This is a genomic window from Enterococcus pallens ATCC BAA-351, from assembly GCF_000407485.1.
Taxonomy (GTDB): Bacteria; Bacillota; Bacilli; order Lactobacillales; family Enterococcaceae; genus Enterococcus_A; species Enterococcus_A pallens.
Genome location: NZ_ASWD01000006.1, coordinates 59,910 through 76,176 on the forward strand (window position 1 = coordinate 59,910; position 16,267 = coordinate 76,176).

Genomic DNA, 16,267 nt, shown 5'->3' on the forward strand with positions numbered 1-16,267 from the left:
CCTTCACTTTTTACATTCTCATGGAATGATGACACCTTTAATCATTTTGCCAGCTCGCATATCCGCAAAGCCCTGTGCCAAGTCCTTTAGCTCATATTTATGAGTAATGAACTTACGGGCATCCAGCTGACGGTTTAACACTAAATTCAAGGCCTTGCGATTCACTTCTGGTGAATACGCGGAAGCACCATAAACCATAATTTCCTTATAATGAATAGCATTGGTATCTAACAGCTTTGCGCTGGATGGATGAATCCCGCCGAATAAGATGACCTTGCCGCGTTTTCGGGCTAAATCCACTGCATCCGCTTGGGCTTGACCAGCTGGACAGGCACTAATCACCACATCTGCGCCGCGACCGTTGCTTTTCTCTAAGACCATTTCCATTAAGCGCGGATCAGAACTGCTCATGTTCACGACATTGTCAAAGCCTTGCTTACGGGCAAGATTAGCTTTCTCTTCATTCATTTCCACGATTAGGACTTCTTTTACACCGCGAATTTTAGCAATTTCACTGTGCAAGCAGCCGATGGTTCCTGCACCAATTACTACCACCAAATCATCCATGACAATGTTGGTATTGATTTGGGCACACAACACGGAAGATGCTGTTTCAGCGATTACCGTGTCCACTGGATCAATGTCATCAGGAATTGTATTGAAGCAGCCATGATCAATCGTTTCTTTCGGAAAGGCAATGTATTCAGCAAAGCCGCCATTGATGCCCTCTGCCGTGCCAATCATCCGAATATTGTCACAAAGATTTTGAATCCCATTTTGACAATACCAGCATTCACCACAAACGATTACCGGAGCAATTGATAAGTTGGTCCCTACCGGAAATCTTTCGTAATTGCTCTCCACTACCTCAGCGGCAATCTCATGACCGGAAATCGCTGGTAGAATCGAATTTTTCGATCCTCCGCCATATGTGCGCAAGTCTGAGCCGCAAATACCACAGGCAATCACCTTTACTTTTATACCATCTGCAGGACAAACGGGCTCTTCTACCTCTTCGTAGCGTACATCATCTGGTCCATACAAAACTTCTGCTTTCATTGGATCACATCCTCATCTCTTTATTTGCTTTCACTTTTTATAAAGCAAGTCCTGTGCCAACTTCTATTCAACTTGGTCGAAGCCTACTAAACTTAAGAAAGCGGTATCATATTATTTGACAGCCTGAGCAAAACTGAACACTTCCTGACCTTTCAGTTTGGTTTTTGACCTGTTCAGTTTGGTTAATAAAAAAAGACACAGTCGAACGCTTTTGACGTTCGACTGTGTCTGCCTCTTAATTGAATTGTCTATTTGCGACGACCACGGCGTTGGTTAGCTTCCATAATAACCGGAAGAATTACCGGACGGCGTTTGGTTTGTTCAAACAGGTAGCGGCTTAGCTTGTCGCGAATATCTTGTTTTAGTTTAGCCCATTCAAAATCATCGGAATGCAAATGCTTCATCACGATTTCTTCCGTTATCTCGCCGCTTTCTTTAATTAGGTCGCGGCTGGCTTTTACATAAACAAAGCCTCGTGACGTAATTTGCGGAGAGGAAACAATCTTTTGACCTTTACGATCAATCGTTACCACGATAACAAAAATACCGTCCTCTGACAGAACCTTACGATCCCGCAGCACAATATTGCCGATATCACCGACGCCGATTCCGTCAATCATGACATTATCAGCTGGAACACTGCCGGCTGAGCTTAATTGTTTGTTCTTGTATTCTAGTACATCGCCTCGACCGGTGATGAAGATATGCTTATAGGCCATCCCTAATTCATGAGCCAAATCGGCATGAGCGGCCAATTGACGATACTCCCCTTGAACAGGAATAAAGTATTTCGGCGACATGAAGTTTAACATCAGCTGCAAATCACGAGGATTGGCATGACCGGAAACGCGCAGGTCTTCTGAAATGTTCTTCACGATTCCACCGGCACGATAAATCATGTCTTCGGTTTTCGCAACGGTGGTTTCCATTGCGGTAGTTGGTGTCGTCGTAATGTATACCAAGTCCCCAGCTTCAATACGCAGGTTGCGGTGAGAGCCATTAGCCATCTTTTGCAATGACTTAATCGGTTCCCCCATGCGGCCGGTTTCTAAGATGATCAACTCTTCAGGCTTGTACTTTTTCATTTCCTTCAAGGTGATAAACAAATCCTCAGGAACTTCCAATTTTCCTAAGCGCATGGCGGTACGGATAATCCGTTCAAAATCTTGACCCGTTAGAACCACTTTACGGTGCGCTTTTTCAACTGCATTTAAGACTTGCTGAACGCGTTGCAGGTTGCTGGCAACACAAGCGACAATAATTCGGCCTTCCCAGTATTTGATGGTATCGAAAACTTCGGCTGAAATTTCGCGTTCGGAAGCCACTTGGATGGCATTTTCTGCATTGGAAGAAGAGCTTAACAAGGCCAACACACCTTCAGAACCAATCTCTGCCAAGCGACGATAATCCGTTGCATACATTGGAATAGCAGTTGGATCGAACTTGAAGTCGCCAGTATAAACAATGCTTCCTTCATCGGTTTTCAAGCTTATCCCAACGGAATCAGGAATTGTGTGCGTTGTCCGGAAGAAGCTGACGCTGGCAGTCCCAAAGTCAATTTCCGTGTGCTCATCAATCACATGGAAATCCTTGAACTTCTTGCTGTCTTCATTTTCTTTTACATTCAGCTTCGCCAATTCGATCGTCAGCTCAGTCCCAAAGACTGGAACATTCACTTCAGATACTAAATAAGGCAAAGCACCGATCGCATCGGCATGTCCGTGGGTCAAGAATACCCCGGCCACTCGATCAGCATTTTCAATTAAATAGGTAAAATCGGGAATGACAATATCAATTCCCAACAGTTCGTTTTCTGGATACTTCAGTCCGCAATCTAGGACAAAAATATCGTTATCCACTTCAACCACGTACATGTTTTTACCATTTTCACGTACTCCGCTGAAGGGGATCATTTTGATTGTACTCAAAAATAGCCACCTCTTATATTTTTTTATCTATTGGTTTCAGCTTCCTCAGACCCCGTAACAGTTCGGTCTGTGCTTATACACTCATTAGCTATTATACATGATTTTTACTGAAAAACCATGGAAGGAGTTATAAAGCAAGGAAGCCTTAAAAGATTTAACCGCTGAAAAAGTCAGCCGAGCTATTTTGCAAAAATTTATTGGCCCTCAAAATGAAGATTTTCATATCCTAGAAAAAATCTATCCCTCTTTTATACCCCTGCTTCGACAAAATGCACCTGTGAATTCTCCCAATACTTTTTATACATCCGGTCCTTTTGCCCATCCAGGTTCAACTGGTACATACGAAAAACCACTAAAAAGTCCTTGGGCTGCCATTGTTCTTCATAGGAATAGCAGTAAGACATCCCCAGATTAACCATTACACCACCGCTTCTCGGATTGTTGCGGTCATGCGTAGCCGTAATATAAGGGATACCATCTATTCGCAGCTGTTCAATGACCGCTTTACCTGCCCCTGTCACAATGCCCTGGTGCCAGTATTCCTTTCTTAATCCGTAACCAAAGTCATAACTATCGCTGTCACCAACATGGACATAGCCAATCGGGACATTATCGGATTTCAAACAAATCGCATAGTTATATCCTTGTGGTTTCTCATAGGCTTTGGCGTATTTTTCCTGATAAAGTGCTGCTGCCTCATCCAATGTTTGCAAAGGAAACCAAGGTAAATAAGCATTGACTTCCTCGTCGCTGTAAATCGCCAGTAAGGCTTCAATATCACTTTCCTTAAATCGGCGAAGGATCAATCGCTTTGTTTCTAGTGTGGGAGTATTTACTATATTCGTGCCCATGCTCCAGCCTCCTTATCTTGCACCTCTTATTTTATATCAGCTTATCGAAGGAAAATAGGATTTGTCTACTATTATAGTTTAAGTATCCTTTCCCCTGACTGTTGCTCAAAAAAAGAAGGCACTAGGCCTTCTTTTCTACGGTAATCCTCGCGCTTCTTTGTCAATCACGTCTGCGACATCCATGAAAGGTGTTAAGCTAGCATTTCCAGCCTCCAAGGCGGCACCGGTCACCATAATACGCGAATTGCGATAATAGTCTGGGGTGAATTCGCCCCAGGATTCCTGCGCAGCATCCTGCTGACTAAAGACCGAAAAACCTGCCTCCTGCACATATAGATAGGATTGGTTGGTTTCATCGTAGGGTTGCCATGTACCGATATCCGAGCCCTCCGGAAACATAAGCAGGGGTGTCTCGCCGATAATCGGCTCCACTTCTTCTTGGTACTTTATCGTGTCTGCTTGAATCATCGCTAAAGTAGAATGGTTAAAATTGATGGGTGCCCATGAATAAGAGGCCAACGTCCAGCCCGTTTCCTTTAAGCGATCGGCAACGGCTTTTGCCCGCTCCTTTTCCTTAGTGGTTTTCTTTGACGAAACATCATAGCCAAAGACACCTTCTGCTCCGGTTACCGCTAGGGCACCTTTTGATCCCTGATAAGAAAAATCCGGGTGCTTCCAGACAAATTGATCCACGATCGGTACCAGGTCATAATTCCCAGCGAGCTCATTATCCCCTACGCGGTAACAGCTTTTCACTCGCTTGTCTCGGTCTACCACTAATTTGGTGGACAGCCCTGCTTCCGCCATCTCATCATTGTAAGAAATATTTTCCTGTGACAGAATCAACGGTTTTTTTCCTTCAGGCAAAGCCACCCCGACAAATTGCCAGGTCCCGTCTTCCTTTTTTTTGACAATATCAGACAAACGCACCAATACATAATTTCTTTCATATAATTCATTCAATAGACGAGTAAACTCCTCCGTCGTTAAATGATTCGCCTGATAATTCATTAAAGCAGCTGAACTAAAGGCTTTTTCTGGTAAAGCAACTAACGGCTGAAACGACAAGTGTGAAAACAATGCAGGATCAGACCACATAATCGTTTCACTCTTTCGCAGCTTATAATCAAGTACCCGTTCTTCTGCTTCTTTAAACTCTTTCCCCTGAAGCAGCCTAATCGCTCCATCATAGTCATACTGCATCGCCAACGTATCCGCCTGCTTCAACTGTTCCTCTTCCTTTTCAGTTAAAGGATTAACAGTAGCTTGCTTTGGCTCTTGGCTTTGCCCTTCACTGCGATTGCTTAACCCTATTTTTATACTAACTCCTGTAGCCAACAGGATTGCTAGGACCAACCCACAAACAACAATCATTTGACCTTTTTTCATCATAATCCTCCAACAAAGAACTTTCATACATAATTTTAATGTAAAGTGTATAAAAAATATAGAGTAAATTGTGAAAAAGGTATAATTCTCTCTCTTTTTTAGATTTTGACAAGTACTTTTTTAAAAATTACAGGATATACAGGTAAGCAATAAACAGCAAAATAAGGATTAACATTGCCAAAGAGACAATTTTGCCGTATTTGACTTGTTTTTCCCAATCATAGGTACGTCCCTTTAAGCGATCAATTTTTGTTTGAAAATAAATCATTGGAACAAGATTAGTGGCTGCTGCTGCCAGAATTAGAAATTTAAAGCTTCGATCCGTACTGTTTGGCAACATAAACAGCAGAATCAGTAACAGCCCACTAGTCATTATTGGTCCAAAAAATTGAAGCCGGCTCAATTGAGCTGCTTGTTCCTTTTTCTTTAAATCTTCCACCATATCCGACCCCTCCATTAGTAATTCATCCAGTGATAGCTGATAGAGCTTCGCCAAACGAATCAAGCTTTCGATGTCTGGCATATTTCGTCCATTCTCCCAATTGGAAATGGAACGTGCTGAAACAAATAGCTCTTCTGCCACCTCTGCCTGTGTCCATTCCTTTTCCAAACGTTTCTGTTTTAGTTGTTCACCGATCTTCATGTTTTTTCTCCATTCATTTACTGCTTTTATCGTAAGGATAAATGAAGGATTTGTCTAGATATTTCAGGTAGAAAGGTCTTTCCGGTGTTGCTGCTACAAGGTTTATAAAAAAAGAGACCAAAAAGCGATTGAGCTTTTCTGATCTCTTGCAAGGGTATTTTTTGCTTTATCGTTTACGGTGACTATCCAAATAAAGCATGAGTAAAAACAAACTAATGATCACTAATAATCCCAATGGTGTACTCGCAACTTGAATCATGTATCCGATCAGAGGTAATGTAAACACCACTTTTCCAAAGATTTGTTCATCGGTAATCGGCGGGTCAGCCGTATTGTTGGCATCTCCTTGAGTAATAAATTGGTTATTTTCGTGTGCAATCAGACGGTGCGTGGTTGTTCGGTTGTCTCCTGCTTGAATAAAAGTAAGAATATCGTTCTTCTCATAAGTAGACTCTGCATGGACAATCACTAAATCTCCTCGTGACAAAGTCGGCTCCATGCTTCCAGAGGCCACAACAGCATAACCGTATCCCAGAACCATCGGAAAACGGCTGTCGTTTATATTTCTTTGGTATAAGCTGTACAGATTAAAGCCTAAAATCAGGACTAACAAAACAATCACGAGGTTTTTCAGTCCATTAATGATTATTTTCATTTTGCTGTCCTTTACGCAACCGCCAAATGATAAAGACAAAAAATAGAATCAAAAATCCGATGACAATGCTGGCTTTCGCTAAGGATTCACCCGTTTGCGGATAAGCCCGCCATTTCTTATCCGAAAAGAAACCTGAGACTTTTTTATCATTTGGATTGGCATCTGCAAGTTTCCCCTGGCCTTCATCAGTTTCTACAATTACATTTAACGTTAGTTTGTAAATTAACGCTCTGGTTTCTGCTATTTCTCCATAATCCGTATCATCAGGATCCCGATTGCGTTCAAAGGGCCATTGCCATTGCAAGTTAATGGTCTCGCTCATCCCAGACTCCAGTTTTCTGGTATAGCTTAAAGGAAATGTACTAGACCATAAATTCCAGTGGTCATTCCCTTGAGTAATCCAAGGACCATTAGCTACTCGCAGCTTAAAGTCCAAGGGCAGCGCATCAATATTCTGATCCTGTCCAATAACCGTGTATTCAATCGGATGCTCATATGTATTATGAATCGTAAAAGAATACTTGCCGCTAGTGCCCGGAGCAATCAATTTCTCACCATCTAATGCTGGACTGGCAACCGTATCTTCTATAATAGTAGCGAAAATATTGGTGTTGGTCATTTCCCCAGGCCGCCAACGTTCACCATATTGGTCTTCCACATAAACAAAGTCTTCAACTGCCGCATAGCTATAGGATGATTGAACAATCAAACAGAGGACAAATGCTGTGAAAAAGAAGATAAGCAACTGAAACTTAGCTAAGGGATAATTGATTGGCTTTCCCATCATTTCTCCCCTCCTTTCAATCTCTCAAAAGGCTGTCTAGTTTAGACAACCTTTTGAGAAGCTGAAAGCAGCTTCTCAAGATAGAGTGTGGGTTAGTCGACTTGGACTACCGTATATTTCATACTCATTTTGAAACGTGGCATATCAACATGATCAGTTGCGATACTAGCTGCTCTATTTCCAACAACCGTATCGTTTTTATCCACTGGAATTAAGGTTACATTCGCACGTTCAAAAGGCCATTCCCATACAATTTTTAACCCCATTCTAGCTAACTTATCTTGTTTAGTGGTCAAAGAATCTCCTGGATAAATAGTCTCAGAGCTGGCTGCATTTTTTATTGCATCATTCAGACCATTAAGTTGAGCAATTCCATTATCTACAGCCGATTCAGTTGAAGCCGAACTTCCTTTCTCAACAACACCATCATAAATTTTGGTTGTATATTTATCAGCACCAGCTTCAGCAGCGTTGTATTTGTACACAGAAAAACGTAGAGGTAACCAATTGTCTCCAGAAGTACCATCCTCTGCGTCGTTCCAGTTTCCAAGATATTTACCAAAAACATTATCACCAGCATATTCTCCGTAAGCATAACTTACCTCAAAAGCAGCTTCAACATTTTTTAACTTGGCTTCTGAAATACTTGGTAAAACTAGAACCTCCCCTTTAGTACCAGGTGCAATTACATTTTGACCATCAGAAGGATCTGTAACATTTTTGACTGTAGTCTGTTGTTCATCATTTAAGTACGCTGTATCAAACATATCCAATTCCTGTGTTTCTTCTGTTAATCCCCATCTCGCTACGCGTGCACTATCACTAGCCTCACCAATCGTCCCAGTATACTTCGCCAACGTGCCGCCCAAAAGACTCGTTGTCAGCAAAACTGCCCCAAACAATAAAACAGCGGTTTTCACAGACTTGTTGCTTTTACGCTGTGTAGTTGTTTCTTTTTCCTTACTCATTTCTTTTCTTCCTTTCCTTACTTCCCCTTTAATTTATGATCTGACTTCCTTGCGGCGCGTGAGACGCTTCGCGACAAAGTCATACCCCCAAAATAATAGTATTGGAATTCCAATACATATCAGCATGCCTAATGGTGTTCGTGAGAATAAAATGAAATCTCCAACCTTGGGCACACGCTGCATAAACTTACCAATGATATTTTTCTTTTGAACCGGATCTAAATCCTCAGTATCATTGGCATCTCCTTTAGTGGTGAATGTATCGGTTTCCTCGTTGTAGCCAACGATTCGGTGAATGACCGCTGTTTGATTATTCTTAAACATGATCACATCGCCAACCTCTAAAGTGTCTGGATTGGTTTGCTTGGTAATTACCATATCACCTGCTCGAATAGCATCTGGCTCCCCAGTATTCATGGAATTCGTCACAACCGCCATCGGTGCATAGCCCATCACCGTTGGAATTTCATCTGGATTCAAGCTTCCTTTTACGATAATCACTAAGTTCGCAATCAAAATCGGTAACAACAACAGGCATATAACAATGGCTATCCATCCTGTAATCCTTTGTGGCAGCGATTTTTGTGATTTCTTTCGCTTTTCTTTACTTTCCGTTACCTCGACGTTGTTCTCTTTGTGAATTTCCATTTCACCTTCCTCCAACAAAAGCGAGCACCCCCTTCTTACAAAACAAAAGTACCTTATCTAATAAGTATTATCTGTCTCAACTTCCCCAGTAAAGATCTAATTGACTACTTATTCTTATACAATAATAATAATAATATAACAATTTTTAAAAAACAAGATGTTTATCGAATTTTAAAACATTTGAATATTCCATTTCTATAATAAGAAGGCATCATTAGGTTATTATAAAAATCTATTTTGAATATCCTTATGACAAATACCAATCTCTTCTAGTTTAGAAAGGTCTTTTTTTCGCTAATAGACATTTAGCAAGCAGTAAATGCTATTATTTTAAGTCATATATTCTTTTAATTTATATTTTTTAAAGTTTTTAAGTATAACAGGAATTATAACTAGCTTCGACTACCAATAGATGTAACTTTTTGCTATTTATTCTCACCTTTCACTCATTTCAATCTATCTAAGCCCTTTATTTACCTTGAATCCACTGATTAAACTACTAATCTTACTATTTATCCAAAAAACAACTATCGTTTTTTTAAGTTCCTTTTTTACAATTTTAAATAACAAAAAAGCATCCTCTGAATAGAGAATGCCTTTTTTCGATTCTGTTTACAGTAAATCCATTTCTACCATTTTCTCTGCGATTTGAACAGAGTTCCAAGCGGCACCTTTTAATAGGTTGTCTGAGACTACCCACATGTGCACGCCAGTATCTACATCTAAGTCTTTACGAATCCGTCCTACGAAGGTTTCCTTTTTGCCAACGCTGTTTAAAGCTTGTGGATAAATTTGTTGACTTGGATCATCTTCTAAAACAGCTCCAGGGAAATTAGCTATCACGTCTTGGATTTCTTTCACGGTTGCTGGTTTTTCTGTTTCGATATAAATAGATTCAGAATGACCCGACAGGACTGGAATTCGCACGCAGGTTGCTGAGACCTGGATGCTATCGTCTGACATAATTTTCTTAGTTTCGTTTACCATTTTCCACTCTTCGTAGGTATAGCCTTCTTTGGCGAATACATCGATTTGCGGCAAGGCATTGAAGGCCAATGGATAATGCTTCTTATCTCCCCCACATGGCAGGATTTCAGCTGTCATGGGTTCATCGTTTAAGAAAGCTTGCGTTTGGGTCTTTAATTCTTCCATTGCTTGATTGCCAGCACCTGATACAGCTTGATAGGTTGAAACAATGATTCGTTTCAGTCCGAACGCTTTACGAACAGGTTCTAAAGCCACCATCATTTGAATGGTTGAGCAGTTAGGGTTGGCAATAATTCCTTTATGATCTCGTAATGCTTCAGGATTTACTTCAGGCACAACTAAAGGAACTTCTTTATCCATCCGGAAGTGACTAGTGTTGTCTACCACGACTGCTCCACGTTTTACTGCTTCAGGAGCGAATTTAGCAGAAATACCGCCGCCTGCTGAGAACAAAGCCAAATCAACGCCTTCAAAGGATTCAGGCACTAATTCTTCAATGATCTTGGTTTCTCCATTAAAGGTTAATTCTTTACCTGCTGAACGGATGGAAGCAAGGAACTTCACTTCCCCTAAAGACATGGATGTTTCTTCTAACATTTTGATCATTTGTGTACCAACAGCACCAGAGGCACCTACGACAGCCACATTGACTTTTCTCATTTCAATCACTCTTTCACTTCATAGTATTTTTATCATTCTATCATATACTGCCTAAAAGACAACCATTGTTTTCCGAACATTAGCGAACATTTTTTTATTTTTTTCTAAGTTTTCGCATTCTCTTACTGATTAGACTACCCATCTGGTGAAAAAAGTTCATAATAAGCACGTACAAGATTAGAAATGAGGTCTATTTATGAAAGCTGTCAAACGCGGACTGTTGATCCTGCTAGGCGTTATTGTGCTTGTTGAAGGTTACTTCGCTTTTTCTTTTATTAACGGCTATGAATCATCTAAGAATAAAACGACTGAGGCATCCATTGAGTTTAATGGAACTGAAGCCCCTGATGTGAACGACTTGAATGTACTGATTATCGGTTCAGATTCCCGCGGCGAGGACCGGGGACGCTCCGATTCACTGATGGTGGCTCATTACGACCAATCCAAGAAAGTTCCTAAGCTGGTATCGATCATGCGAGACAGCTACGTAGATATTCCAGGATATGGGATGGACAAAATCAACGCTGCTTATTCTTATGGCGGCATTGAACTGGTGCGAAAAACCTTAGAGGAAAACTTCAACCTGCCTATTCAATACTATGTAGTAATTGATTTCGATCATTTCAAAGATGCTGTGGACACCTTATTTCCTAAAGGCGTAACGATTAACGCTGAAAAGGATTTAGACTTAGACGGTGTTTTTATTAAAAAGGGCAAACAAAAAATGGATGGAAATACCCTACTGCAATACTCGCGCTTCCGTGAAGACGAAGAAGGCGACTTTGGCCGCGTGCGACGCCAGCAGCAAGTGATGGGGGCAATCGCCAGCCAAATTACTAATGTAACCAGCTTAACCAAGCTACCTAAAACAACCGGTAAGCTGCTGGGATATGTCGAAACCAACGTTCCAGAAAGTACGATGTTAAGTGTCGGAAAAGATTTCGCTCTAGGCGAAACGGAAAAAATCGAAACCTTAGCAGTACCAGTGGACGGCTCTTGGCAATTCAATGATTATACAGAAAGCGGCAGTGTCATTGAATTAGATGCTCAGCAAAACGCTGAAGCAGTTGAGAAATTTCTAACTGAATAACCTAAAATGGTCTCGCCTAACCAGACCAGTAAGCTGCAGATAGCAACTTCTCCTGAAGAAGTCGTTAGCTGCAGCATTTTTATTTACCCGCAAAAAACTGACAACCCATCAGGATCGTCAGTCAGTATTGTTAGTCTTCTTTTTTCTTACTGAATTTTTCTTTCAGCTTGTGGCCTTCTTCTTTAATCTCATCACCTAAATGACGAGCATCATTCTTAAGGTCTGCACCAAGTGATTGGCCTTTGCCTTTTAGCTCTTGGCTTTTGTCGCCTTTGACTTTACCAGCAGCTTCATTAGCTTTGCCTTTTGTTTTGTCCTTCGCATCTTTTAATTCTTTGCTTGTGTCTGTCATAATCATGACCTCCTCTTTCCTTAAGAGTAGGCATTGTCAGCGCTTTTTGCAACTAATCTGCTTACAAGCCTTCCAGCCAATTACGGGCAGACTGCAGCTCTTCCATATTAATCTGATGACCCGTGCTTGTCTCTTCAACAAATACGTTCCCGTTGCGCTTTTGGAAGGCGGTGACTAATTCATCAAAGGATTCTTGGCTAACAATCGGATCACGATCGCCGCCATAAGACAACCATACCTTCTTATCCGACAAATCAAAGGTTTTCGTATGAACTTCTAACGACATAGGATGGAAAAACAAGCCCTTACGCAAAGGCGTTTCTCGTTCCAGCAATAAGTGAGCAGCAATGTTCGCACCGTTAGAATAGCCAACCAGTACCCAATCCTCCATCGCTACGCCTTTCTCCTTGCTTTCTTTTTCGATCGCCGCTAACAGCTTATCCGTTTCCTCTTCCAAGCTTTCAACGTCAAATTGATTCAACCCATTCCGTTTAAAAAAGCGATTCATGCCCTCTTCTTGAATTTCCCCTCGAAAAGACAGAATCCGGCAGCTGCCATCTAAAAAACGGGCAATATCTACGAGTGAGGTTTCGTCGCCGCCAGTTCCATGCAGCAGCAATAAATTCTTGCCGCCCGCTTGCCCAGCATCGTATAAAGTTTTCATCGCTCATCCTCCGTTACTTACTTTTTATAAGTTAAAGGTAGCATGTTCGACAATAGATAGCAAAGAATCTGTTTGCGACTTGATTAGAAAGTGACCACTTTATCCGCCCATTCCACCATTTCTACACAATCAAACATGGTAGAAACCGGACAGCTGGTTTTGTCTTCTAATTGCCGAGACTTCAGACAAGTACCGCAAGCCAACAGCTCCCCACCATTTTCCTCCAGCTTTTTCATTTGGGCTGGGACGTCGTATTCTTCATCCACGATGGCTTCCACTTCAACCGCTTCTCCCATCAAAAAGAATTTAACCTCGTGCTGCTTTTTCAAACTGGCTACGCCAAAACGAAAAGCATTCCAGGCTTTTTCGTGTTCCTTCGTTTCTAAAATAATCGCTAATTTCATGGTTTTCGCTCCTTCAACTCTAGTTAATTAATTGTCTCATTAGTTATAAGTATAGTAGTTTCTAGAATTTAGACAAGAGCTTCTGATCTCTGAAAACCAGACGGATATTCTTCTGTTCTTTGCTGTCATCTAAAATAGCTGATCGTTGAAATGCACGCAATCTATTTAATTCAACTTATCTTCTTTTCTCTGGAAAACACTTGGCTATGAGCGGATTTTTTCGCATAGCTTGATTAACTATTTCAATTCAGCTGTCTACTTTTTAGCCATGGCTTTTGCCACTAATCAATAACTCCTCACCAAGCTTTCCCACTTCTTACAGAAAAGCAGCGCAGGTATGTATATCATTCTCCCCTGCGCTGCTTCTTATTCACTATTTTTTATCCAGCCAATTGGCCTTCTGATTTAGCCAGTTGGATTAATTGCCAGAACTTGTCAGTAAAGGCATAGCCTTTTTTCCAGTGATTCTTAATAATTTCGTCATGAATGCCCACATCCTGGAATTTTCCACGGATTTTTTTCACAATGTTTGATAATGAAGAAAGCTGAGAGTTGGTTAATTCCTCTGACCAAATATGTTCGCAAATCGCTTTACGCGAAATGGTTTGATTATCTACCGAAACTAAATAGTAGAACACTTTTCTTTCGTTGCTGGAAAGCTTGCGTAACGCCCGTAGGAATTGATCCCCTTCCGCCAAGAAAAATTGATTAGGAGTATTGATCGTTGATGAACTGTTCATCGCTTCCGCTTGTGTCGCGCTGCTTGTGTTGGTACGTTCTAACTTTTCACGCAAGATTTCAAATGTATCAGCTGCTTCGATCCAGCCATCTATTTCTAGATCTGCGTATTTCTCGCGATCCTGTTTATCTGGCAGACTTTCAACCTTTCTAAAGACTTTGATATCTTTCGTATTTAAAACCTTCAAGATTTCAACCATCTGATGATCGGAAATTGTTTCACTAATGATCACAATTGGGAAAAAATTGATGACATTCATCAAGAAAACTTTATTGTTTAATTGGTCAAAATCACAGAAAGTACAATATACTTCATGACTCAGTCGTTGAATATTCTCCTGCAGACTTTTCTCGTTTAAAATATTTCTGGTCAACACTAAAATTTTTTGCATTAAAAAATCCCCATTTCTTTGAATATCTAGCTGCTGACTCTCTTAACTTTTCCATACTTATTTTAAAAAAACATCAAGTGTTGTGCTCACTTTTTGCTCGAAGGCATAATGTGGGTTTATTCTAAGAGCATTAAAAACTGGAAAACATTAATTATAACTTTCTGTTAATAAGTGATGGATTGTCAAGACAAACAACATCTAGCAATATAAAATTAGTTCTATTCAACTCAATTTTCTTCATTATTTTATTTTTAACAGCAAAAACTAGTTTTTCATATGCTAACGAACCTTTTATTACCTTATTCTAATTTACTGATTTTTTTTCTATTGTATAGAAATAATTTTTCAACCACATACTAGTGAAAATCAAAAAGAATATTCTATCTATTGGATTCCGTTATTTTTTTGTTATAATAGAGATTAAAATTATGACCGATTCTTATATCCTTGTTTTAAACGAATATTCATCTAATACACATATTATTGAAGGAAGTGGGCCTATGAAGCAACTATTATCCACAAAACATCAAACTCAGCTGATTATCATGGAGGCTTTTTTAGAAAAGAATGAGATTACAATTGAGGAGCTGGAGACATTAACTGGTGCTTCAAAACAGACAATTCGCACCTATATTGATGAAGTGAAGCAGTCCACCGACTTCTTCCATATCCAAAAGGGAAAAGGAACTTATTTTCTTAAGCGGAATAATCGCACAACCTACAGCACGATTTATCGTTACTTTTATCAGCATTCGATTCAGCTGCAGCTATTGGAGATTATTTTCCTGAATCCTTTTATCCAGACGAAGGAGATTGTTCAACGATTTGGTATCAGCCGTTCCCAGTGCAACCAGCTGCGGCATACGTTAAAAAAGGTTTGCGAATCCTATGGCTTTTCCCTAAGCGATTCACCCTTTAGATTTCAAGGAGACGATTACAAAATTTGTGCTTTCTTTATTGCTTATATGTTCGAAAAATATGACTTTGCTGACGAATACATATCTCCAAAAGAAAACCAATTGCTGGATCAATTAATCCCTAGCTTTGCGAATCTTCCACTGGTAGGTGGTCTGCAAAATAGACATCGCATTAAGACTTGGTTATGGGTCATCATCAAATTAAGCAAGCATTTCCCTGAACACTTGAATCAAGAATTCGACAACGTAGAAACGTTCAAATCCGTCTTCAGCTATCAGGATTTCGAGGAAACCTTCTCTGTAAGTTTCTCTGGTCATATCAACCATGTTTTCTCCCAGCTGTACTTATTTTTGGAGGAAAAAATTACCGTTCCTGAACTGGTAAGAAAAAAGGAGTCGTTTGTTTCCTTTTTCCAAACGTTGTATTCCCTGTTTAACTGTACCGAAACCTTTGATGACAAGCGTCTTATCGATGTAGCTCTTTTGCTTTACATCGGACCTAACTATATTTTAAATAAGAGAAGACATCGCTTTGTTTTAAACTTCTTTGAACAAAACAGCTGCTTTTCAAAGGAAATCTCCGAAAAGCTCTATCACGAAATTCTACATTTGAGAACCATAATTGGTGCAGATGGGCTGTTTTTTGAAATAATGTATTCTCTGTTGATTAATGAAACTACCTTGACTAGATTAATCAAGGAGCACCAAGTGAAAAAACGGGTGGGGGTTTTGTATACCTATGATAAGGAGCATAGTGAGCTGTTTGCTTATCAATTGAACAATTCCTTTACCAATAATTTGGCGTTTGAAGTGATTGACTACGAGGATTACTGCAATGCTCAGTATAGTGAGGCGGAGCTGGCAGGCTATGACTTTATTATGACTAGTTTGACCACCTTGAAGCTGGACAACTGTATTGTCACTGATATCTATCCAACCATTTCTGACATTAAATATTTAAATGAACTCGCTGATTTTGCAATTCGAAAAAAGTTTGAAAATGGCTTGAAGCATGCGTTGACCAATCCGCTCCCCAATGTTCAACCCTAAACTGATGGATAAGCTTGTGTCAGCCGATACATGATGAACGTATTTTACCTTATATTTTTAAGAAATGTTTTACCCTTAAAGTATAATT

16 protein-coding genes are annotated in these 16,267 nt (G+C 40.3%); 2 read left to right on the top strand and 14 right to left on the bottom strand.

Annotated features, from left to right (window positions below):
- Positions 1–18 precede the first annotated feature (18 nt).
- The 10 genes from I588_RS21875 to I588_RS21920 form a co-directional block, all read right to left on the bottom strand.
- Positions 19–1,059 carry an alcohol dehydrogenase catalytic domain-containing protein gene (locus I588_RS21875; protein ID WP_010756848.1) on the bottom strand — a complete coding sequence of 347 codons (1,041 nt, stop codon included), beginning with the start codon at positions 1,057–1,059 and terminating at the stop codon, positions 19–21.
- A gap of 248 nt (positions 1,060–1,307) precedes the next feature.
- The gene (locus I588_RS21880) at positions 1,308–2,987 is read right to left on the bottom strand and encodes a ribonuclease J (protein ID WP_034693106.1); all 1,680 of its coding nucleotides are present in this window, start codon (positions 2,985–2,987) and stop codon (positions 1,308–1,310) included.
- 248 nt (positions 2,988–3,235) lie between these two features.
- Positions 3,236–3,838, bottom strand: coding sequence for a GNAT family N-acetyltransferase (locus I588_RS21885; RefSeq protein ID WP_010756846.1), 603 nt, complete (start codon positions 3,836–3,838; stop codon positions 3,236–3,238).
- Between the two features lie 135 nt (positions 3,839–3,973).
- Complete coding sequence (locus tag I588_RS21890) at positions 3,974–5,227, bottom strand: hypothetical protein (protein WP_010756845.1); 1,254 nt, start codon at positions 5,225–5,227, stop codon at positions 3,974–3,976.
- Positions 5,228–5,354: 127 nt separating this feature from the next.
- Positions 5,355–5,870: a helix-turn-helix domain-containing protein gene (locus tag I588_RS21895; protein WP_010756844.1), complete on the bottom strand. Its 516-nt coding sequence runs from the start codon at positions 5,868–5,870 to the stop codon at positions 5,355–5,357.
- Positions 5,871–6,036: 166 nt separating this feature from the next.
- On the bottom strand, positions 6,037–6,525 hold the full coding sequence (locus tag I588_RS21900) for a signal peptidase I (RefSeq protein WP_010756843.1): 489 nt from the start codon (positions 6,523–6,525) through the stop codon (positions 6,037–6,039).
- Entirely contained in the window at positions 6,509–7,312 is an 804-nt protein-coding gene (locus tag I588_RS21905) for a hypothetical protein (RefSeq protein ID WP_034706225.1), read from the bottom strand. The genes I588_RS21900 and I588_RS21905 overlap by 17 nt, the downstream gene beginning before the upstream one ends.
- 89 nt (positions 7,313–7,401) lie before the next feature.
- The gene (locus I588_RS21910; protein WP_010756841.1) at positions 7,402–8,277 is read right to left on the bottom strand and encodes a hypothetical protein; all 876 of its coding nucleotides are present in this window, start codon (positions 8,275–8,277) and stop codon (positions 7,402–7,404) included.
- Between the two features lie 33 nt (positions 8,278–8,310).
- On the bottom strand, positions 8,311–8,925 hold the full coding sequence (locus I588_RS21915; RefSeq protein ID WP_010756840.1) for a signal peptidase I: 615 nt from the start codon (positions 8,923–8,925) through the stop codon (positions 8,311–8,313).
- Between the two features lie 612 nt (positions 8,926–9,537).
- The gene (locus I588_RS21920) at positions 9,538–10,572 is read right to left on the bottom strand and encodes an aspartate-semialdehyde dehydrogenase (RefSeq protein WP_010756839.1); all 1,035 of its coding nucleotides are present in this window, start codon (positions 10,570–10,572) and stop codon (positions 9,538–9,540) included.
- A gap of 196 nt (positions 10,573–10,768) precedes the next feature.
- Between I588_RS21920 and I588_RS21925 the strand changes: the two genes are divergently transcribed.
- Positions 10,769–11,662, top strand: a complete 894-nt coding sequence (locus I588_RS21925) for an LCP family protein (protein WP_010756838.1) — start codon at positions 10,769–10,771, stop codon at positions 11,660–11,662.
- 130 nt (positions 11,663–11,792) lie between these two features.
- Here I588_RS21925 and I588_RS21930 read toward each other — a convergent pair whose 3' ends face one another.
- The 4 genes from I588_RS21930 to I588_RS21945 all read right to left on the bottom strand — a co-directional run bounded on the left by I588_RS21930 (position 11,793) and on the right by I588_RS21945 (position 14,212).
- Positions 11,793–12,014 carry a hypothetical protein gene (locus I588_RS21930; protein ID WP_010756837.1) on the bottom strand — a complete coding sequence of 74 codons (222 nt, stop codon included), beginning with the start codon at positions 12,012–12,014 and terminating at the stop codon, positions 11,793–11,795.
- Between the two features lie 61 nt (positions 12,015–12,075).
- Positions 12,076–12,678 (bottom strand): alpha/beta hydrolase, encoded by a 603-nt coding sequence (locus I588_RS21935; protein ID WP_010756836.1) that lies wholly within the window; start codon positions 12,676–12,678, stop codon positions 12,076–12,078.
- An 83-nt stretch (positions 12,679–12,761) separates the two neighbouring features.
- Positions 12,762–13,082, bottom strand: a complete 321-nt coding sequence (locus tag I588_RS21940) for a DsrE/DsrF/TusD sulfur relay family protein (protein ID WP_010756835.1) — start codon at positions 13,080–13,082, stop codon at positions 12,762–12,764.
- A 380-nt stretch (positions 13,083–13,462) separates the two neighbouring features.
- Positions 13,463–14,212, bottom strand: coding sequence for a helix-turn-helix domain-containing protein (locus tag I588_RS21945; RefSeq protein WP_010756834.1), 750 nt, complete (start codon positions 14,210–14,212; stop codon positions 13,463–13,465).
- Positions 14,213–14,712: 500 nt separating this feature from the next.
- Between I588_RS21945 and I588_RS21950 the strand changes: the two genes are divergently transcribed.
- Entirely contained in the window at positions 14,713–16,179 is a 1,467-nt protein-coding gene (locus tag I588_RS21950; protein WP_034693101.1) for an AcpB/EbpR/MafR family transcriptional regulator, read from the top strand.
- Positions 16,180–16,267: the final 88 nt, after the last annotated feature.

Coding starts and splice junctions, on each gene's coding strand:
- I588_RS21875 (WP_010756848.1), bottom strand. CDS start 1,059: ATGAAAGCAGAAGTTTTGTATGGACCAGATGATGTACGCTACGAAGAG.
- I588_RS21885 (WP_010756846.1), bottom strand. CDS start 3,838: ATGGGCACGAATATAGTAAATACTCCCACACTAGAAACAAAGCGATTG.
- I588_RS21890 (WP_010756845.1), bottom strand. CDS start 5,227: ATGAAAAAAGGTCAAATGATTGTTGTTTGTGGGTTGGTCCTAGCAATC.
- I588_RS21895 (WP_010756844.1), bottom strand. CDS start 5,870: ATGAAGATCGGTGAACAACTAAAACAGAAACGTTTGGAAAAGGAATGG.
- I588_RS21900 (WP_010756843.1), bottom strand. CDS start 6,525: ATGAAAATAATCATTAATGGACTGAAAAACCTCGTGATTGTTTTGTTA.
- I588_RS21905 (WP_034706225.1), bottom strand. CDS start 7,312: ATGATGGGAAAGCCAATCAATTATCCCTTAGCTAAGTTTCAGTTGCTT.
- I588_RS21910 (WP_010756841.1), bottom strand. CDS start 8,277: ATGAGTAAGGAAAAAGAAACAACTACACAGCGTAAAAGCAACAAGTCT.
- I588_RS21915 (WP_010756840.1), bottom strand. CDS start 8,925: ATGGAAATTCACAAAGAGAACAACGTCGAGGTAACGGAAAGTAAAGAA.
- I588_RS21920 (WP_010756839.1), bottom strand. CDS start 10,572: ATGAGAAAAGTCAATGTGGCTGTCGTAGGTGCCTCTGGTGCTGTTGGT.
- I588_RS21925 (WP_010756838.1), top strand. CDS start 10,769: ATGAAAGCTGTCAAACGCGGACTGTTGATCCTGCTAGGCGTTATTGTG.
- I588_RS21930 (WP_010756837.1), bottom strand. CDS start 12,014: ATGACAGACACAAGCAAAGAATTAAAAGATGCGAAGGACAAAACAAAA.
- I588_RS21935 (WP_010756836.1), bottom strand. CDS start 12,678: ATGAAAACTTTATACGATGCTGGGCAAGCGGGCGGCAAGAATTTATTG.
- I588_RS21940 (WP_010756835.1), bottom strand. CDS start 13,082: ATGAAATTAGCGATTATTTTAGAAACGAAGGAACACGAAAAAGCCTGG.
- I588_RS21945 (WP_010756834.1), bottom strand. CDS start 14,212: ATGCAAAAAATTTTAGTGTTGACCAGAAATATTTTAAACGAGAAAAGT.
- I588_RS21950 (WP_034693101.1), top strand. CDS start 14,713: ATGAAGCAACTATTATCCACAAAACATCAAACTCAGCTGATTATCATG.